This is a genomic window from Pseudomonas oryzihabitans NBRC 102199, assembly GCF_000730625.1.
Taxonomy (GTDB): domain Bacteria; phylum Pseudomonadota; class Gammaproteobacteria; order Pseudomonadales; family Pseudomonadaceae; genus Chryseomonas; species Chryseomonas oryzihabitans.
Genome location: NZ_BBIT01000005.1, coordinates 129,760 through 148,632, shown reverse-complemented (window position 1 = coordinate 148,632; position 18,873 = coordinate 129,760). Strand labels below are relative to the sequence as shown.

The 18,873-nt window shown below is 65.1% G+C and carries 12 protein-coding genes; 6 read left to right on the top strand and 6 right to left on the bottom strand.

Translation table 11 applies throughout. From position 1 onward, the window contains the following. Nucleotides 1-7 precede the first annotated feature (7 nt). Both POR01S_RS06940 and POR01S_RS23080 read left to right on the top strand, forming a co-directional pair. Nucleotides 8-1,210 (top strand): ABC transporter ATP-binding protein, encoded by a 1,203-nt coding sequence (locus tag POR01S_RS06940; protein WP_042134755.1) that lies wholly within the window; start codon nt 8-10, stop codon nt 1,208-1,210. Between the two features lie 8 nt (nt 1,211-1,218). After that, nucleotides 1,219-2,508, top strand: coding sequence for a class I SAM-dependent methyltransferase (locus tag POR01S_RS23080; protein WP_052382635.1), 1,290 nt, complete (start codon nt 1,219-1,221; stop codon nt 2,506-2,508). A gap of 79 nt (nt 2,509-2,587) precedes the next feature. On the opposite strand, the gene POR01S_RS06930 is transcribed toward POR01S_RS23080, so the two are convergent. Beyond that, entirely contained in the window at nt 2,588-4,423 is a 1,836-nt protein-coding gene (locus POR01S_RS06930; RefSeq protein WP_042134752.1) for a DUF4214 domain-containing protein, read from the bottom strand. Between the two features lie 1,093 nt (nt 4,424-5,516). Here POR01S_RS06930 and POR01S_RS23075 point away from each other — a divergent pair. Further along, on the top strand, nt 5,517-7,181 hold the full coding sequence (locus tag POR01S_RS23075; RefSeq protein ID WP_052382634.1) for a beta strand repeat-containing protein: 1,665 nt from the start codon (nt 5,517-5,519) through the stop codon (nt 7,179-7,181). Between the two features lie 481 nt (nt 7,182-7,662). Here POR01S_RS23075 and POR01S_RS06920 read toward each other — a convergent pair whose 3' ends face one another. Continuing rightward, on the bottom strand, nt 7,663-7,947 hold the full coding sequence (locus POR01S_RS06920) for a DUF3509 domain-containing protein (protein ID WP_042134750.1): 285 nt from the start codon (nt 7,945-7,947) through the stop codon (nt 7,663-7,665). Between the two features lie 184 nt (nt 7,948-8,131). After that, a complete protein-coding gene (locus POR01S_RS06915) occupies nt 8,132-9,571 on the bottom strand; it encodes a cellulase family glycosylhydrolase (RefSeq protein ID WP_042134748.1) in 1,440 nt (479 codons plus the stop codon). A 328-nt stretch (nt 9,572-9,899) separates the two neighbouring features. Between POR01S_RS06915 and POR01S_RS23070 the strand changes: the two genes are divergently transcribed. From POR01S_RS23070 to POR01S_RS06900, 3 genes are read left to right on the top strand one after another with little or no spacing between them, the layout of a single operon-like run. Beyond that, a complete protein-coding gene (locus POR01S_RS23070; RefSeq protein ID WP_052382633.1) occupies nt 9,900-11,249 on the top strand; it encodes a methionine biosynthesis protein MetW in 1,350 nt (449 codons plus the stop codon). Then, nucleotides 11,246-14,530 (top strand): glycosyltransferase family 4 protein, encoded by a 3,285-nt coding sequence (locus POR01S_RS06905; protein WP_255211806.1) that lies wholly within the window; start codon nt 11,246-11,248, stop codon nt 14,528-14,530. The genes POR01S_RS23070 and POR01S_RS06905 overlap by 4 nt, the downstream gene beginning before the upstream one ends. After that, nucleotides 14,527-16,203 (top strand): DUF6311 domain-containing protein, encoded by a 1,677-nt coding sequence (locus tag POR01S_RS06900; RefSeq protein WP_042134746.1) that lies wholly within the window; start codon nt 14,527-14,529, stop codon nt 16,201-16,203. The genes POR01S_RS06905 and POR01S_RS06900 overlap by 4 nt, the downstream gene beginning before the upstream one ends. Before the next feature lie 12 nt (nt 16,204-16,215). Here the strand turns inward: POR01S_RS06900 and POR01S_RS06895 are convergent, their stop codons facing one another. From POR01S_RS06895 to POR01S_RS06885, 3 genes are read right to left on the bottom strand one after another with little or no spacing between them, the layout of a single operon-like run. Further along, nucleotides 16,216-17,196, bottom strand: coding sequence for a glycosyltransferase family 2 protein (locus tag POR01S_RS06895; RefSeq protein WP_042134744.1), 981 nt, complete (start codon nt 17,194-17,196; stop codon nt 16,216-16,218). Further along, nucleotides 17,193-17,573: a GtrA family protein gene (locus POR01S_RS06890; protein ID WP_052382632.1), complete on the bottom strand. Its 381-nt coding sequence runs from the start codon at nt 17,571-17,573 to the stop codon at nt 17,193-17,195. The genes POR01S_RS06895 and POR01S_RS06890 overlap by 4 nt, the downstream gene beginning before the upstream one ends. Before the next feature lie 51 nt (nt 17,574-17,624). Next, the gene (locus POR01S_RS06885; RefSeq protein ID WP_042134742.1) at nt 17,625-18,776 is read right to left on the bottom strand and encodes a glycosyltransferase; all 1,152 of its coding nucleotides are present in this window, start codon (nt 18,774-18,776) and stop codon (nt 17,625-17,627) included. Nucleotides 18,777-18,873: the final 97 nt, after the last annotated feature.

Here is an 18,873-nt window from a genome sequence, read left to right as displayed (position 1 = left end):
CTTCGTCATGCTCCGCGTTTCCCATGTACGCAAGGAATTCAAGCTCTATAGCCGCCCGGCGCTGCGCCTGAAGGAAATCCTCTTCCGCCGCAGCTACCACACCCGCCATGTGGCGCTGGAAGACATCAGCTTCGAGGTCCGCAGCGGCGAGACCCTGGGCATCCTCGGTCGCAACGGTGCCGGCAAGTCCACCCTGCTCAAGATCCTCAACGGGGTGCTCTTGCCCGACGGCGGCGAGATCGACATCAAGGGTCGCGTCACCGGTCTGCTCGAACTGGGTACCGGCTTCGACGGCAACCTCACCGGGGTGCAGAACATCCTCGGCAATGGCCTGCTGCTGGGCATGAACCGCGAAGAGATCGAAGCCAAGCGCGACGCCATCATCGAGTTCTCCGAGCTGGGCCGTTTCATCGACGAGCCCATCCGCACCTATTCCTCCGGCATGGTCATGCGCCTGGCCTTTTCCATCGCCATCCATGCCGATCCGGACATCTTCCTGGTCGATGAAGCCCTGTCGGTGGGCGATGGCCACTTCCAGCAGAAGTGCATGAGGCGCATCAAGGCCTTCCGTGCCTCTGGTGGCTCCATCATCTTCATCTCCCACGACCTCAACGCCATGAAGATGCTCTGCGATCGCTGCATCGTGCTGAGCGAAGGCCGCGTGGTGGCCGACGACACGCCCGAGGCGGCGGTCAATCGCTACAACCAGCTGCTCGGCGCCGACCGCGAAGAGCTGGAAGTGGAAGCCGAGGAAAGCGGCTACGGCACCGGCGAGGCCCGCATCGAATCCGCCGTGCTGCGCGGCGTGAGTTCCGGCAGCGACACCCTGGCCTGCGGCGACGTGGCCCATCTGGATGTCCGCGTCAGCGCCCGCGAGCACCTGCCCGACGCCACCCTGGGCATGATGATCCGTGACCGCTTCGGTCAGGACATCTATGGCACCAATAGCTTCCTGCTCGGCGTGCCCCTGGTGCTCGCCGCCGGCGAGACGCGCGTGCTGCGCTACGAATTCCCCATGCGCCTCGCCCCGGGCAAGTACACCCTGACCCTGGCGCTGCACGAAGGCCCCGACCATACCCGCCACTGCTACCACTGGCGGGACAACTGCATCCGCTTCGAAGTGGCCGGCATCCTGGGCTCGGTCTTCGGTGGCCTCTGCGATCTCTCCGCCGGGTTACATGACGTGACCCCCGTTTCCCAGCCCGCCTAGGCCCTGCCATGTCCGCTTCCCGTCCCGAACTCGCCCCCTGGTACGCCCTGCTGAGCCTGGAGGGCGAGGCGCTGCTGCGCGCGGCCTACCCCTACCTGCTGGGACGCGAGATCGATCCCGAGGGGCTGGCGCATAATCTGCAGCGACTGCGCGCGGGTGAAGACAAGCTCGAACTTCTAGCCGGCCTGCGTGACTCCGCCGAGGGCCGTGCCCACCGCGCCCCGGTGGCAGGGCTGCGCGGCGCGCGCTTGCGCCGGCGCTGCCGTCAGTTGCCGCTGCTCGGCAGCCTGTTGCGCCGCTGCCCGAACGCCCAGCGCCAGCAGCGCGACGCTGCGCGCCATCTGGCCCTGCATGAACGCCTGGAAGCCCATATCCAGCGCCACGAGCAGCATTACCGGGTGCTCAGCGCCGAACAGCAGGTGCTCGGTGCCCGCCAGGCCACGCCCGATCCGGCCCTGGCCGAATTGCGCGAGCGCCTGCGCCTGGCCGAGAACCTGAACCAGGAACTCCGTGCCCGCCTGACCGCCCTGGAAAGCGCACCCCGCGCAGTAACGTCCGCGGCGTCTCAGGCGACCGTCAACCAGACGCCCGCGACGGAGGCCGCCGAAACCCCGGCCAGCAACCTGCCCAGCGGCACCGTGCCCGACAGCTTCTACCTGGCCTTCGAAGACCGCTTCCGCGGCAACGCCGACGTTATCAACGCCCGGCTTTCCTACTATTTACCGACCATCGCCGCCAACCCGGCCCTGGCCCGGGGGCTGCCGCTGGTGGACATCGGCTGCGGCCGCGGCGAGTGGCTGGCGCTGTTGCCGCCTGAGGTAGAGCGCCTCGGCATCGACCTCAACGCCACTAACGTCGAGCTGTGCCGCGCCCGCGGCCTGCCCGCCGAGCACACCGACGCCATCGCCTGGCTGGCCGCCCAGCCGGCCGGCAGCATCGGCGCCGTGTCGGCCTTCCACGTCATCGAGCACCTTGGCTTCGAGCGCCTCAACCAGCTGCTCGACGTCTGCCTCCACGCCCTGGCGCCGGGCGGGCTGATCCTCTTCGAAACGCCCAACCCGGAAAACATCGTCACCTCGGCCAACTACTTCTGGACCGACCCCACCCATATCCACCCGCTGCCGCCGGCCTTCACCGAATTCCTGGTGCAGTTCAAGGGCTACGCCCAGGTGGAGATCCACAAGGTCAACGCCGTGGAGCCTGAGCATCGCCTGCACGAAGACAGCGAAGTGGCCCGCCACTGCGATCGTTGGTTCTACGGCCCGCAGGACTACGCGGTGATCGCCCAGCGGCCTTGAGGCCGGGCCCTCCTTATATAGCGCCCAATAAAAAGCCCCTGCTCCATCACTGGAGCAGGGGCTTTTTATTACCCGGCTATCAGACGTTCGCGATACCCAGGCCGGCGATGCTGGTGCCCTCGGCGAAGGGCGTACCCGCCAGTTTGATCACCGTATCGTTCTCGACATAGGTGGTGCTGCTGCCGGTGGTTTCCACATAGGCATAGGTGTCGCCCCCAAAGAGGAAGACGCTCAGGCCGTTGTCGGTCGTTGCCCCATTGGCGGCGGTGTTCAAGGCATCCGCCAGATCGGTTGCGCTCGACAGGTCCTGCACGGTCGCCTTGTCGGAAGCCACGACCGTGGCGCCTCTCAGGGTGATGGTGTCTGCCGCGCCGGCATTGGCCCCGGTGGTCGCTCGGTAGTCGGTGATGGTATCCAGCGCGCCGAGGGTCGAGATGCCATTCGGGCCAAAGACGAAATTATCGATACCTGCGCCGCCGGTCAGAGTATCCGCACCCTTGCCACCGTTCAGGGTGTCATCCCCCGAACCCCCCTTGAGGACCAGGATGCCATCGGCTTCCGCGCTCCCATCGATCGTCACCGAGCTAGTGACGGCCGACGCATCGATGGTCAGCGTCTTGCCCGCGGCTACCGTCTGATCCACCAGCGTCAGGGTGTTATTGGCCACGTCCGCCAGGGTGAGGGTGGTGTGGTTGGCCAGCACCACGTCATCCAGGGCGCCAGCGGTGAGCGCATCGGTCAGGGTCACGCTGTTCAGGCTGGTAGCCGACAGCTCCGTTCCGGTGGTGATGGCGCCCAGTACGCCTTGCACAGCGGTCAGTTCACCGGTGATCGCCGTCAGGGCGTCGGCACTGATCTTGCCGGTCGTCGCGCCATCGAGGGTCACCAGATCGGCAGCATTGGCCGTGGTATCGGTCAGGTCGACGGCCACGCCATCGGCATGAATAAAGGAGGTAGCGTCTGCGCTCAGCAGTGCCTTGGCCTGGTCGAGGCTCGCTTCGGTGATGGCAGTGACCTTGGAGGCATCGAGCACACCCGCGGTAGCTGCATTCAGCTCGGTCAGGGCCGCAGCCGTTAGCGGGCCGTTGTCCGTAAGGGCGACGGTGCCGTCCCCCGGAAACTGGATAGCGGCGGCATCGGCACTGCCAATGTTCAGGACAGTACCGCTCGGTACGGTGATGCTGGCGACGGTGCCAGTGACCGTTACCGAGCCGGCATAGGGGCCATCGCTGGAGAAGACGAAGTTGCCATCCTGTTTGGCGACAGTCACCGCAGCGCCCTGATTGGTAAAGCTCACGACGCCGTCCTGGTCCAGGGTGGCGGCGAATACCGGAGTCGGCTCGGGTTCAGGCGTCGGCTCCGGTGTCGGAGTGGTATCGGTACCCGTGGCCTGGGCGACCGCAGCGGCTACTGCCGTATCGAGGTTGGCCAGGGAAGCATCACTCGCATCGATGCTATTGAGGAAGTCGCGGCCCACGGCCAGCGCATCCGCATCGCTATAACCGGTCGCGCCACTGGCCGCGACGCTGGCGGTGAAGGCATTGGCAGCGGTGAGCTTGTTGCCCGCCGCGGTGATATCGCTGTCCTGGGCGCCCAGCAGGATCGCCAAGGCAGCCTGGGCCGGGTCCACGGCGCCGCTTTCGATCTGCGTCTGCCAATAGGCCACGCCAGCATCGTCGGCGTCGCGCTTGAACAGATTGGTGTAGATGGCATTGATCGCCTGGTTGGTGCTCATTTCGCCATACAAGGCTGCGGACTCTTCCGAAGCGGCAAAGCCGGAAAGCACCAACGACAGATCACCGCCCTGGCTATCGACCTGATCGGCCCAGTAGGCCAGGCCCGCGGGGTCGGCCGGGCGACCCAGGTAGGCGAGATAGATCTGTTGTATCTGATTCGTGTAATCCGAAGCGGCCATAGCTTTCATCCCTTTAGAAAATTGAGCGAAGTGCCCAGGGACTGTGAAACCTATCACGGTTAAATAGCCATACCATTCATAATTGTTGCGCTAAATGAAAAAGGCTGAACGTGGCAAAGTGCCTTATAGAAGGAAAGCGCTCTAGCAGGGTATTAAAACGCTTCGCTCGTTTCGCCAACGGTAAAAATTGTCGGAGGGGCATCCAGGCTTTCGCTAGCTGCAGGCAGTGGCGCTAACGGACTACAGGAAGCCGCCTCAGCTCCCCGTAGGTTGGCGCTGAGCACAGCGAAGCCCAACGGGCCCAGGCCGCGGCGCTCCGACTTCCGCTATCGATGAATGACTGCCCTTGAGCAAGAAGTTAAGACAGCCCCATGCGAAGCGAGTCGGTAGGTACAAGTAGGAAGGTTTTTAGTAGCCAAACCGGGCCAAGAAGATGGCCTAGGCCGTCGCTGCCTCTATGTCGGCAGCCAAGTAGCAGCTGGAAAATGGGTCGCTAATAGCGGCATCTGGCCAGCTTTTAACGGTTTTTGCGCGCTTTTCGCTGGCTTATCGCATTCCCAGGTACGACCGTTCGTCCGCCCGTAAACGCGACCATTGGTTGGGAAAAGAGAGAGGCGTGGATCGCAGGCGGTCGTAAAAGTGGAGCGAATGGTCCAGGCGCGAAAGCCAGCAGAAAAATGGCCAGCGTCAGATTTATGGCTTTTTACAGCGGTTTGTGTCCGTTAAACGACGATTCCCGTGGCTATGTCGGCAGGTCAGGAACTTTAGCCTCTATATCAGCGCCGTTCGCGGGCTGTCGACCCAGCAGGTCTCGGTACTATGAATCCGTCTGAGTAAAGCGTGAAAGGCTCTGAAGAAATGCTTGTTCCTGTCACAAAGGTCTGTGTAGGATTGCCGCCGATACCGCTGCTTTGTACGACGAACGCACATCCTGGATGTGAACCTCTTTACAAAGCCGATATCGAAACGAAACCCATCATGGGGGCTTCGCCCCAGCAGTTGGGGTGAGGCGACAGGCCGGGGCCGACGGGCACCCATCCATTGACGGAAGGCCTGAAGTCGAATTCGACAAAATCTTAGGAGATGCAAGGAAATGGCTGTTACTTCTACTCAAGTACAATCTCTGTACCTGGCCTACTTCGGTCGTCCCGCCGAGCCGGCTGGTCTGACCTACTGGACCTCCCAGGCTAATGCTACCGTTGACCAGATCAGCGCCGCATTCGCTCAGCAGCCCGAGTACACCTCCGTATACGCCGGCCTGACCCGCTCGCAGACCATCAACCAGCTGTATCAGAACCTGTTCGGCCGTTCCGCTGCCAGCAACGAACTGTCCTACTGGCAGAACAGCGCCGACATTACTGTCGACCGTCTGGCCCTGGCCCTGACCAATGGCGCAACCGGTACTGACCGTCTGCTGCTTGACGGCAAGACTCAGTATGCTGCTTCCGTTTCCAGCAATCTGACCTCTACTGCTAGCGCTTCGGATGCCAAAGCCGCTCTGACCAACGCCACTATCATCACTGGCGTTACCGGTGGCACCGCTACTACTCAGACTTTGTCGGCTTACCTGGCTGCCAGCTCTACCAACACTGCTGCTAACTTCTATCAGCAAGCTGCTGTTCAAGTTGCCAATCAGAGCAAGACTTCTATTACTGGTGCCCTGGTAGGCGACGGTAACGGCGTAGCTATCTCCGGTGGCGTTAACTTCAAAGATGCTACCGCTGGTACCATCACTCTGAACAATGCCTCCAGCGCCAACGCCATCAACGTGGCTCTGGCAGCTACCAACAAGGCCACCGATCTGACCCTGAGTGGCACCAGCGGTGCTGCTACTGGCGGTACTGGTAATGCCACCAACTTCGTACTGACCGAAGGCGCTACCACCAAGATCGTCAACACTCTGCACCTGAACATCACCGACTCCGCCGTGGCCAACACCGCGACTGGCTTCGATGTGACCGGTCTGACTGCTCTGACTACCGTTGACGGTGCCAACTCCACTTCCGGCCTGACCATCAATACCACCACCCTGTCGTCGATCGCTAACGTGACCACTGGCTCGGGCGCTGACGTTCTGACCGTTGGTACTACTGCTGCGAACGCTGTAGCTCTGACCGTCAACTCGGGTGCCGGTAACGACAACGTTACTGCTACCGTCGGTACTGCTGCTCTGACCGTGAACGGTGGTGCCGGCAACGACACCCTGACCGCTAACGTCACCTCCACCAGCGCCGCTCTGCTGACCGTCAATGCTGGCGACGGCAATGACACTGTCAACGTCAACGCTGCCTTCAGCGCCGCTACCGCTGCTCATGGCCTGCAGATCGCTCTGGGCGCCGGCAGCGACACCCTGAATATCGCTGCCCTGACCAACGTTGGCACCGTAAGCCTGAGCACTGCTGCCGGCATCACTGCCGCCAACACCAGTCTGGCTGCCAACGCCGTCAAGGTCTCCGACTTCAGCGGTTCGGGCGACGTGCTGCACCTGGCTGCCAATAGCGTCTTCACTGCGCTGAACAACACCCAGGCTGCCAACGTGACTGCTTCCGCTACCCTGGCTGAAGCTGCTAGCGCCGCTATCGTGGCTGCTCACGGCAACCTGAACACCACTACTGCTACCTCCTTCGTCTACGGTGGCAACACCTACGTAGCGATCGACGCCGCTGCTGGTGGTACCCTGAACGCTGGCGACGGCCTGATCGAGCTGACCGGTTTCACCGGTGGCCTGACTGCTGGCACCAACCTGACCATCGGCTAACGCTGACTGGTTTGAAAAACGGAGAGCCTCGGCTCTCCGTTTTTTTTGCTTCAAAAAATGCTTTCTCTTCGCCGCAAGTTACCGCTTCTTATCGCTGCTAATACGCAAGAGGCGCGGTCTGTAGTTGTCCAGCTGCGGCATCCTGCCGATTGACAGCGCTTCGCTTTTCGTCGGCTGTCATTGCAATTTAATCTCTCAGCCCCCAATTCTTAATAAATTCGTTAAATGGATAGCAAACCTTGGCGCGAGCGCCATTCCCTGATTGAACGCCCGTTCGGTTTTCGGTTTCCTATCGCCGATAACGAGGCGCCCATGAGCCCTCGACCTTCCTTGCATCTCCTAGAGGCCAACCCGGACGCGGCGCGGCCTTTTCTTTTGCCTGCAGAAAAGTGAGCTGCGCTGCTGATTGGTCGCGTCGGTCCGCTCGGTCGTGACCGCCTTGTGCTAGCGGGCGTTGCGCCCTTGGGCAGTCATGAAGGTATTAGTCCCCGTACCGCCGAATCCGCGCGCCGCGGCGTTGCAGGTCGGAGGTGCAGGCGGCGTCCAGGGTGCCGCCGCAATTGGCCAGGTCGCGGCGCACATCCTTGATGACAGTAGCCAGGCGGTCCGGGCAATTCAGCTCGGTCAGGGGGATGACCTTGGTCAGGGAACTGCCGCCCTGGCTGTCCTTGACGGTAAGCAACAGGCTGCGATCGGCAGGGCGCTGGGTGCCCTGGCAGCTATGGGGTTCGAGAGCGGTGACCAGACGGTCGATGGCGTCTTGCATGCGAGATCCTCCTTGAATCGGCACGTACAGGGGGAGGAGGGTAGAGGCCTACCCTGGGCAAAGGTTCAGCCGCTCTGAGACGGTCCTTTGCTTTCACGCGCGTCTGCGCCTGTCCCCGGGGCGGCATCCATGCCGCGCTCGGAGGGCCGCACAAGGCGAGTCGGATCCGACTCGCCTTTTCCCATCACTTCATATTGCTGAAGGCCGCCGAGGTACGGGCGTCGAAGTTGCTTTTGTCGCTGTCGCCCAGGCCGCGCACCATGGCCAATACCAGGGTCTGCGGCTTGACGTTGCCATTGTTCAGCTCGCCCACCCAATAGTTGAGGCCGGCTGTCTCGGCACTGCGGCCGATGACGTTGGTGTAGACCTTGCTGACCAGCGCCGCATTGCTCAGGCCCTGGTACTGGCCGCGGTATTCGGGGCTTTCGGTAAAGCTGGCAGCGATCTGGCCGACGTTCATCTCGCCAGAGGCGACGCGGTTGGCCCAGTACTGCAGGCCGGCCAGATCCGAGGCGCGACCCATGTAGGCCAGGTACAGCTGCTGGATGCCGTTGAGGTCAGCCTGGGTCGCGCTCTTGGGCGCCTGGGCGCCTGGTCCGAAGCTGCTGCAGCTGCTGCCGTCCAGGTACTTGGCTAGGGTCGGCCACTGCGGGCGGGTCTGGCCGTTCACCGGCTCCACCGACATGTTGTAGTTGGCCCAGCCCGGACCGGCCGCCCAGTAAGTGGCCGGGATGCAGTTCTGCTTCAGGTAGGCGAGCATGTTGTCCATGATCACGTTCCAGCGCGCATCGCTGTCGGGTACGCCGAATTCGCCGATGAAGCCGCGCTTGCCGTTCTTTTTCAGCCACTCCACGAAGGGCCGGACCCGCTGTACGCCGTAGTCGTCCGGGTACGCGGCAGCGCTGGTGTTGGCATAGTTGCCGCCACCGCCGTCACCGTCGAAATAGGTGTGGGCTTCGAAGATCAGGTTGTTGGCCGGATCGCGCAGGGCGAGCAGCGAGTCGTTCCACTGCGGCCAGCGGGTGGCCTCGGCCCAGCCGTTGCCCTCGATGAAGATGGGTCGCACGTTGTCCACGCTGCGCACGCCGTTGATGCCGTACTGGGCGGCCACGGGCCACTGGGCGGTGGCGTCGTGGGGCTCGTTCATGATGTCGTAGCCATACAGCGACGCCTGGTTGCTCCAGCGCTGGGCGATGCGGGTCAGCACATCCTGGTAGTGGTTGTAGCCGACACTGCCGGTACCGATCACGGTGCCGCGGTATCTCATGTAGTTGTGCAGATCCAGGATGATCTTGATGCCGTGGTTCTGCGCATACAGGAAGGTGCGGTCGATCAGGCCGGCATAGGTCGGATCGAAGGCGCCACCCAGGCTGGGCTGCAGGCGTTCCCAGATGATGGGGAAGCGGACCAGCTTGACGCCGCGCGCACTCCACTGCTGGAAGTAGGCTTCCACCGGAAAGATGTAGTTGCGTTCGTTCAGGCCCGGCAGCACCTGGCTGGCGAAGCCGGCTCCGGAAAGGTTGAGGCCGACCAGCTCCACGGCACGCGCGGGGGCGGCAGCGGTTAGCAGGGCGCTCAGGGTCAGGATGCCGCCCAGGGCGGCCAGGGTTTTGCGAAGAGTCATGAGGGTACCGGCGATAGGTGCTGCCGCCGAGCTCCTGCCCGGCCTGCCAACTACAAAATTCTGGCGACTGTCCTCAGCCAAGATTTAGCGACTTCTTGACGCTTACCGGCCCAGTTTCAAATCCTGTGCCAGGGCTCAATCGATTCGTCTCTCCCAGCTGATTCGGCCAGGCCCCGGTTTTCTTGACCCCAATCGCCAGGGCGCCGACGAGGTGTCAGGGGTGGGAAAGGGCGGAGACGTTCATCCAGGGCGTCCGAGCGGGTATCCTTGCCGTCTTCTCGCGATGGCCTGGCCATCGTCTCCCTCCTGTCCGACCGAGCGCCCCGCGATGTCTACCCCTGGCCCCGACCTGGATCTTTCCCGTCTCGACGATCACCTCGCCAACCTGATCGCCGACATTCGCCAGCGCACCCAGGCGCTGCAGCCGGCCGCGGCGCCGGCCGAGCCCACCTGGGAGGCCCTGCAGGAGCTGGACGACGAGGCCCTGGTGCGCGCGGCCTATCACTACCTGACCGGGCACCCAATCGAGCCGGAGCGGCTGTCCTACTACCTGACCCGGCTGCGCGGCGGCGAAGACCGTTTCGATCTGCTGGCGGCCATCCACCTCAGCCCGGAAGGTCAGCGCCATGGCGCCGCCGCACCGGGCCTACGGCGTGCGCTGCTCAAGCGCAAGCTGCGCCGGGTGCCGGTCATCGGGCGGCTGCTGGGCCTCCTCCTGGAGGTCGCCGGCCTGCCGGGGCGGCAGCAGCGCGACAATGCGCGCTACTACCGCTGGCAGAACCAGCTGGCGTTGCAGGCGATCCTGCTGCAGCAGCAGAGCAATCTGCTGGAGTGGCATCAGCAGCGCTGGCAGGTGCTGCAGGACCAGGCGCCCGAACCGCGCCTGGGCGAGCTGGAGCGCGAACTGGCCCGGGTCGAGGCGCAGCTGGCCCAGGCCCAAGTCCAGCTGGATCGCGGTGAGCAGGAGCTGCGGATGCGCCTGAATCTGCTCGAAGCCGCACCGGCCCTGCCGCTGGCGCCGCAGAGCGCTGCGCTGGGCGTGCCACTGGCCCTGGAGCGCACGCTGCGTGCGCATTTCGCCCTGGACGAGCAGGCCCTGCGCGGTCTGCTCGGCTTCTATCTGCCGCTGGTCGAGGAGTGCCTGCCCCTGCGCCAGGGCCTGCCCCTGGTCCAGCTCGACTGTGGCGCCGGTCAGTGGCTGGCGAGCCTGCCGCAGGGTATCAACGGCCTCGGTGTGGAGGCCGATGCCGAGGTGGCTGCCCACGCCGCGGCCCAGGGTCTGCCGGTCGTGCAGGGCGAGGCCCTGCGCTGGCTGAGCGAACAGCCGGCGGCCAGCGTCGGGGCGCTGTGCGCCTTCGAGCTGGCGGATCGACTGGACATGGCACAGCTCTCCACCCTGCTCGACGAGGCGCTCCGGGTCCTGGTCCCGGGCGGCCTGCTGCTGTTGCAGGCGCTCGATCCCGCCCAGGCGTCCAGCGCTTGCGCCTTCTGGCTCGATCCCGCCCGGCAGCGGCCGTTGCCGGCGCCGCTGCTGGAGTTTCTCTGCCAGCACAAGGGCTTCGCCCAGGTGGCCATTCAGCGGCCGCTGGAAGCCGAGTTGTTGCTCGAGGGCCAGCAGGCAGAGCCCCTGACCTGGCAACACTATGCCGTGTCGGCCTTCAGAGCCGAAACGGCATGACCCAGACCCTCGCCACCTTCCACCAGTGGGTCCTGGGGCCCCTGACCGGACCCTATGGCTGGACCTATCTGCTCGGCCTGCGTGACGTCGCTCGCCGGGCCGGTCTGGCGGCGGACATCTATACCGATGAGCCGCCGGCGGATGGGCCTGCCGACGTGCGTCCGCTCGACGACTATGCCGGTGCCGGGGTGGACGAAGTGCTGCTGGTGCACGGCCAGCTGCAGTCCGCCCAGGCACGTCGCCTGGCGCGGTGCCAGGGGCGGATCCTGGTCCTGCCGGGTACCCGGGTGGAGGCCACCGGCCTCGCCGAGGTGATCGCCCGTCAGCCCGCCATTCGGGGCGTCTTGAGCGGTGAGCCAGGCGTGCTGGAAGCCCTCTATGCCCATGATGTCACCGTGCCGGTCCGCCGGGTCGAGCAGCTGCAGTGGCAGGTGCCGCCGGTTCCGGCGCCCGCAGACCTGGACCGGCCGCGTCCCTTCACCGTGCTCGTGCACGCGCTGGAGTTGCAGCACGCGGAAGCGGTCAGCGGACTGCGACAACTGGCGCAGTTGCCGGGTGCCCCCTGGCGGCTGTGCGTCTATGGCGACGAGCAGCCGGCGCCGCGCGCGGACTTTCTGGCCGGCATGGCCGCCATGGAGCGGGTGGAGCTGACCGTGCTGCGCGCCGAGGAGCCGCTGCCCGCGGTGGACTTGGCATTCAGCCTGGAGCCCATGCCCGATCCGGCCTGGCTGCTGCGCCTGCTGGCGCTGGGCATTCCGCTGGTGGGCAACGCCCAGAGCGGGGCAGAGCGCGAAATCCTCAGCGACGGCTATTGGCCGCTGGCGGCCACCGCGCCCGCGCACACGGCGGAAGTCCTGCAACGCCTGATGGACAATCCGGCGCTGCGCTACGGGGTGCAGCGCCGGGCCGAAGACCAGGCGCGTCGCTGGACGGCGGAAGGCTTCTACACCTGGCTGGCGGATGAGTTGCTGGCGGACGGGATCCGGCTGCCGCAGCCCCGGCAAGCGCGCGTCGAGGTGCGCCTGGAAGGGCCGTTCGACAGCAGCTACAGCCTGGCGGTGGTCAACCGCGAATTGGCCCGGGGCTTCGCGGCCATCGGCGCCCGCGTGGCGTTGCGGGCGACCGAGGGTCCCGGCCCCATTCCCGTGTCCACCGAGTTTCTCGCCGCCGACCCTGGCAGCGCGGCCGCCCACGCCCGCGCCGAGGAGCCAGCAGCCGCCGTGCTGCGCCTGCTCTATCCGCCACGGGTGAGCGACATGGCGGGCGAGGTCCGGGTGCTGTCCTGCTATGGCTGGGAGGAATCCCTGCTGCCGGTGGAGGCCGTGGCCGGCTTCAATCGCTATCTGCAGCTGGTCACCAGCATGTCGTCCTATGTGACCCGGGTGCTGGAGGACAATGGCGTCGACGTGCCCGTGGTGACCGTCGGCCTGGGCGCCGATCATATCCTGCGCACCCCGGCGGAGTCGGCGCTGCTCGGCCGCGCGCTGCCCGGCAGTGCCTCGACGCTGAAGCTGCTGCACATCTCGTCCTGCTTTCCACGCAAGGGCGTCGACATCCTGCTCGACGCCTATGCCCGCGCCTTCACGGCGGCGGATGACGTGGTGCTGGTCATCAAGACCTTTCCCAATCCCCATCACGACATCACCGCCGAACTGGCGGCCTGGCGCGCGCGGCATCCGGCGGCGCCAGCGGTCGAGCTGTTCAATCTCGACCTGCCCGAGGCGGCGATACGCGCGCTCTACGTCTGGGCCGATGTGCTAATGGCGCCCAGCCGCGGCGAGGGCTTCGGCCTGCCCCTGGCGGAGGCCATGCTGCACGAGTGCGCCGTGGTCACCACCGGCTATGGCGGCCAGACGGATTTCTGTACGCCCGAGACCAGCTGGCTCATCGATTACCGCTTCACCCGCGCCCAGACCCACATGCAGCTGAGCGGCTCGCTGTGGGCTGAGCCAGATACCGACCACCTGGCGCGGTTGTTGGTCGACTTCGCCGCCGCGCGCCGCGAAGGACGCTGGCAGGCCCTGGTGCGCTCGCGCCTGCTGCGGGCCGACCGCCTGATTCGCCGGGACTACACCTGGGAACAGGTCGCCCGCCGCACCCAAGCCGCCATCGCCCGGGTCCGCGCGCTGCCGCCCTGCAAGCCGCAGCCGCGGGTCGGCACCGTCACCACCTGGAACAGCGCCTGCGGTATCGCCGGCTACAGCCAGCAACTGATCGCCGGCCCCCTGGCGGCCACCCAGGTTTTCGCCAATCGCCATGTCGCCCTGATCAATCCGGAAGGGCAGGAGATCCAGCGGGTCTGGGATCAGGGTGGCCAGGATTCGCTCGACGATCTGCTGCAGGCCCTCGATCGGCAGCCGGTGGACATCCTGCTGATCCAGTTCAACTTCGGCTTCTTCGGCCTGGTGCCCTTCGCCCGCTTCCTGCACGAGGTGCATCGGCGCGGTATCCGTACCCTGGTCACCTTCCACTCCACCGCCGATCTCGACCGGCCGGGCGATCACCGCAGCCTGCGGCAACTGCGCCTGGCGCTGCGCCAGAGCAGTCGCCTGCTGGTGCACAGCAGCCACGACCTCAATCGCCTCAAGGACTTCGGCCTGGCCGACAACCTGATGCTGTTCCCCCACGGGGTGATGCCGCCGCCCAAGGCGCTGGCGCTGCCGGACGAGGCCCAGGCCCTGGCCGGTCGCCGCATCGTGGCCAGCTACGGCTTCCTGCTGCCGCCCAAGGGCATCCTGCAGTTAATCGAGGCCTTCGCCGAGATCGCCGCCGAGAATGACGACCTCTACCTGCTGCTGGTCAACGCCCAGTATCCAGTACCGGAAAGCGCGGCCCTGGCCGACGAGTGCCGCCAGCGGATCGTGGAGCTGGGCCTGGAAGGCCGTGCCCAGTTGATCGACCGCTTCCTGGACGACCGCGAATCCCTGGCCTGGCTGAGCCTGGCCGAGGTGGTTGTCTTTCCGTACCAGCACACCCAGGAGTCTTCCAGCGCCGCGGTGCGCTGGGGCCTGCTGGCCGGCAAGCCGGTGCTCTGCACGCCGCTGGACATCTTCGAAGACGTCGACGAGGCGGTCTACCGCCTGCCCGGCACCGATGCCCAGGCCATCGCCGCGGGGCTGCGCGAGCATCTGGCGGCAGGGCGACCGGCACGGCAAGGCGAGTGGCTGCGCAGCCATGCCTGGCCGGCCATTTCCACCCGCATCGACGGACTGTTTCGCGCCTTGGCCCAGGAGGCCAGCGTCAACCGTTCAGGCGTTCAGCCTTCGCAGGAGCTTTCATGACCGCTGTTGCCGGCCGTCTGGCCGTTCTCGATCGCCCCATGGGCCGGACCATCTACTATGGGCTGGCCCTGTTGCTGGGCGTGCTGTACATCGCGCGTATCTTTCCGTGGGACTTTCTGACCGGTCACTCGGGGTTCTTCTTCGACAACCGCACCGATCCGACGCAGCACATCACCGGCATGTGGGCCTTCGTCCAGGATCGCTGGCGCTTCCCGCTGCTCTATACCCGGCTGCTCAATGCCCCCGAAGGCCTGTCCGTGGCCTATACCGACAGCATTCCGCTGGCGGCCATCCTGTTCAAGGTGATCTATCCCTGGCTGCCGCCGGGCAGTCACTACTTCGGCGTCTGGACGCTGGGCTGCTACCTGCTCCAGGGACTTGCCGGCGCCTATGCCGCCGCATCCTTTCGCGGCCGTACCCCGGCAGCGCTCCTGGGCGGAACGCTGTTCGCGCTGATGATGCCGGCGCTGATGATCCGGATTCCCCACGCAGCGCTCAACGCGCAATTCCTCATGATCCTGATGCTGGCGCATTACGCCCGGCTATCGCGCGGACAACTGGTTCCGGGACAATTCTGGCGTTATGGCACGGCGCTGCTGGTGTTGTCGGCCACCATCCATCCCTATCTGATCGCCATGCTCTATCCGCTGTATGGCGCTGTCTCCCTGGCCATTGGCGTTCGTCGCTCCGCGTCCTGGCGTACGGTCGCCGTGGCTCTGGTCGCGCCGCTGCCCCTGCTGGCGCTGGTGCTGTACGTACTGGGCTATCTGAGTTTCAGCCAGGGCATGCCACCGGCTGAGGTGGGCTACATCGAATCCTCAATGAACCTGCTGTCGCCGTTCCTGGGAACCCATCTGGCGCCCAGCGTGTTCCTGCCCTCCGGCGGACTGGTCCTAGATGCGACCGGGCTGCAGATCGATGGCCACAATTACCTCGGTGTTGGCCTGCTAGCCATGCTGCTGAGCATCCTGGTGCTTGCGCCCCGCTGGCTGCTGTCGCAATGCCGTCAGCACTGGGTGCTGTTGCTGGTCTTCGTGGGCCTGACCCTCTATGCGCTCTCCAATCGCGTGTATCTGGGCGGGACGGCGCTCTTCGAGTACCCGTTGCTACCCGGCGTGGAACAGCTGGCGCGCATCTTCCGGGGCTCGGGACGGTTCTTCTGGCCGGTGGGCTATGGCCTGCTGATCCTGGCCCTCGGCTTCTACCTGACCCGGGCGTCCAGCGTCTGGCGTCTGGTCCTGCTGGCGCTGATTGTGGTGCAGTACGCCGATACCCGCCATCACCGCGGTTACCTGGTGGAGGCGGCCAGCCGCCAACCCCATTTCGACTATGACCGTGCGACCTGGGATGCGCGGGTCGCCTCGGCGAGCGAGGTCCACCTGCTACCCAACTACGGCTGTGGCGGCAAACCCTTCGATGCGCTGTTTCTCCAGTATTTTTCCGCACTCCATGCCGTGCCGCTCAACACCGGTTTCATCGCCCGGGTGGTCGGTGACTGCGCGACCAAGGCGGCGGTGCTGGATCGACCCCTGCAGCCCGGCCAGCTTTTCGTCTTTGGCCGTAGCGAGAATGCCTATTCGCGCGAACGGATCGAGCAGGCTATGGGCGGGCACTACGGGCAGTGGTGCCGCGAGGAAGACATCGGCACGGTGTGCCGGATCGAGGCGCCCTGACGGGGCCTGCATTCAACGCGATATTTCTTTTTCGGTCACCGATTGCTCCGCAGTACCGCGGGGCTTCTGTTCGCGCTTGATCACATAGCGCGGCCGGCGCTTGCTCTCGATGTAGATGCGGCCGATGTACTCGCCCAGCACACCAATGCCGATCAGCTGCACGCCGCCGATAAAGAGGATGGCGGTCATCAGCGAGGGGTAGCCGGGTACCGGGTTGCCATACAGCAGCTTCTCGAAAACCATCAGGGCGGCATAGGCCAGGGCGAACAAGGCCACGGCGCCGCCCAGATAGGTCCATAGGCGCAAGGGGAGGGTGCTGAAGGACGTGATGCCTTCCAGGGCCAGGTTCCACAACTTCCAGCCATTGAACTTGCTGGTGCCGGCGCTGCGTTCGGCACGCTGGTATTCGACGATGCGCGTCTCGAAACCCACCCAGGACAGGATGCCCTTCATGAAGAGATTGCGCTCGGGCATCTCCTTGATCGCTTCCACCACCTCGCGACTCATCAGGCGGAAATCACCGACATTCTCTTCGATAGGGGTATGGGTGATCCGGTTGTGCAGGCGATAGAAGCATTCGGCGGTAAAGCGCTTCAAGGTCGTGTCGCTGCTGCGGTCGACTCGCTTGGCCAGGACCACGTCGGCACCGTCGCGCCACTGCGCCAGCAGGCGCGGCACGACATCCAGGGGATCCTGCAGATCCACGTCGATGGGGACCACGGCATGCCCCCGCGCGTGTTCGATGCCGGCGAAGAGCGCCGCTTCCTTGCCGAAGTTACGGGAAAGATGCAGCACCACCACGCGCTCGTCACGAGCCTGCAGCAGGTCGAGCTGCTGCGCGGTGGCGTCACGGCTGCCATCGTTGATGAAGACCAGCTCCAGCGGCAGCTGGCTGAGCTCGGGGTGATTGCAAACCGCGTCGTAGAACAGGCCGATGGCCAGTTCTTCGTTGTAGACCGGAACAACCAGGGAAAGCTGCGGCGTCGTTTTCATCGGAAAGCCCAAAGCGAAGAAGCCAGATAGCTGAAGACGGGGACCAGCGCGGTGGCCACGACGATTGCCAGGAACGCGGCCAGCCCCAGGGCGAGCAGACCCGTCAGGAGCAGATTGTTGAGCGCGAACCCGGCGATCGCCACGACGAAGAAGCGCAGGATCGAGCCCTGGCGAGCAAAGGTCAGGTAGCGGTGACCGCAGTAGGACACACCGAAGGCCACTAGAAAGGCGATCAGATTGGCCACATAGGGCTGTGGCTCGAAGAGCGCCAGCAGTGTGCCTGCGACCAGGATATGGACCAGGGTGGCAAGACCACCCACAAGGATGAAACGGAGCGGTCTGAGCCGGTCGTCGTTGAGCATCTGCATCAGGGACATTGGGGTAGGTGACCTCCGGGGGACGCGGCAGGATGAATTGAACGGCAAAGTCTACCGAGGGTGTCCGTAGTCGTCTGCCGCACCCGGGCTGGTGGCATACGGGGCTATCTGCGCATAGACCGTCGCGAGTCGTCGGCCCAGCTGCTCCGCCTGGAAGTGCCGCTCGAAATGGGCGCGCGCGGCGGCGCCGAAACGCGCCCGCTCCTCGGGTGCCTGCCAGAGTCGCAGCAGGGCTTCCCGGATCGCGGCGGAGGTGGGTGCCACGTCGAGCCCTGTCTGCTCGTGCCGGTTGATCTCGCTCATGCCCGAGCCGATGGCGCAGCTGATCAGCGGCTTGCCGTACATGGCCGCCTCCAGCAGAGCCATGCCGAAGGCTTCCGAACGCAGGTGCGACGGAAAGACGAAGGTTTCGGCGAGGCTGTAGAGCGCCGCCACGTCTTCTTCCGGCAGGCGTCCGAGGAAGTGGCAGTTGCGCAGGCCGAGGCGGTGGGCCTGGGCTTCCAGCGCGGCCCGTTCCGGTCCGTCGCCGACGATGGCCAGCGGCAGGTCCAGGCCGGCCAGGGCGTCGAGCAGCAGGTGCAGGCCCTTGTAGTAGCGCAGCACGCCGACGAAGAGCAGAAAGCGCGGACCCAGCCGCTGGCGCCACTGCGCGAGGCAGGCTTCGGACGGCGCCGGATAGCTGGCTTCGTCGAGGCCGTAGGGAATGACCTCGGTGTGCGCCTCCAGACCGCGCAACTCCTGGCTGCTGCGTCTATAGGGCTCGGTGGCCACGATGATCCGGCTGGCGCGACTCAGGAAGTGGCGCTGCAGAGGGCGATAGAGTTGCAGCAGATGACGCTGCTTGACGATATCCGAGTGGTAGCTGACCACATAGGGCTTACCCGGCCGCACCGCCAGTTGCAGCACGTCCATGAACGGCCAGGGGAAGTGATAGTGGATGACGTCGCTGTCGCGCGCTGCTCGGGCGAAGGCGCCGAAGGCGGCCCGGGACAGGCCGGTGGAGGCGATGTTGGCGTCCTGGCGCACCCGCTGCACCGGAATGCCCTCGACCTCGATCCATTCCGGGGCGGGCTGCTCGCTCAGGGTCAGGATCCGGTTGCTCACCCCCAGCGTGCGCGTGGCGCCGCACATCTGACGTATCACCTGCTCGATGCCGCCATGGGTATCGGGGAGGTAGGTTTTGAATACATGGAGGACACGCATGCGGATCCTGCGCCACGGCAGCCTGAGGGGCGCGAAGTCTAACATGCGGTTTGGCCTGGCTCCCTGACGCCTGGCCGCCTTGGCTTCATGCTAGAGT

Coding starts and splice junctions, on each gene's coding strand:
- POR01S_RS06890 (WP_052382632.1), bottom strand. CDS start 17,573: ATGTCCCTGATGCAGATGCTCAACGACGACCGGCTCAGACCGCTCCGT.
- POR01S_RS06915 (WP_042134748.1), bottom strand. CDS start 9,571: ATGACTCTTCGCAAAACCCTGGCCGCCCTGGGCGGCATCCTGACCCTG.
- POR01S_RS06895 (WP_042134744.1), bottom strand. CDS start 17,196: ATGAAAACGACGCCGCAGCTTTCCCTGGTTGTTCCGGTCTACAACGAA.
- POR01S_RS06930 (WP_042134752.1), bottom strand. CDS start 4,423: ATGGCCGCTTCGGATTACACGAATCAGATACAACAGATCTATCTCGCC.
- POR01S_RS06920 (WP_042134750.1), bottom strand. CDS start 7,947: ATGCAAGACGCCATCGACCGTCTGGTCACCGCTCTCGAACCCCATAGC.
- POR01S_RS06885 (WP_042134742.1), bottom strand. CDS start 18,776: ATGCGTGTCCTCCATGTATTCAAAACCTACCTCCCCGATACCCATGGC.
- POR01S_RS23080 (WP_052382635.1), top strand. CDS start 1,219: ATGTCCGCTTCCCGTCCCGAACTCGCCCCCTGGTACGCCCTGCTGAGC.
- POR01S_RS06900 (WP_042134746.1), top strand. CDS start 14,527: ATGACCGCTGTTGCCGGCCGTCTGGCCGTTCTCGATCGCCCCATGGGC.
- POR01S_RS23075 (WP_052382634.1), top strand. CDS start 5,517: ATGGCTGTTACTTCTACTCAAGTACAATCTCTGTACCTGGCCTACTTC.
- POR01S_RS23070 (WP_052382633.1), top strand. CDS start 9,900: ATGTCTACCCCTGGCCCCGACCTGGATCTTTCCCGTCTCGACGATCAC.
- POR01S_RS06905 (WP_255211806.1), top strand. CDS start 11,246: ATGACCCAGACCCTCGCCACCTTCCACCAGTGGGTCCTGGGGCCCCTG.
- POR01S_RS06940 (WP_042134755.1), top strand. CDS start 8: ATGCTCCGCGTTTCCCATGTACGCAAGGAATTCAAGCTCTATAGCCGC.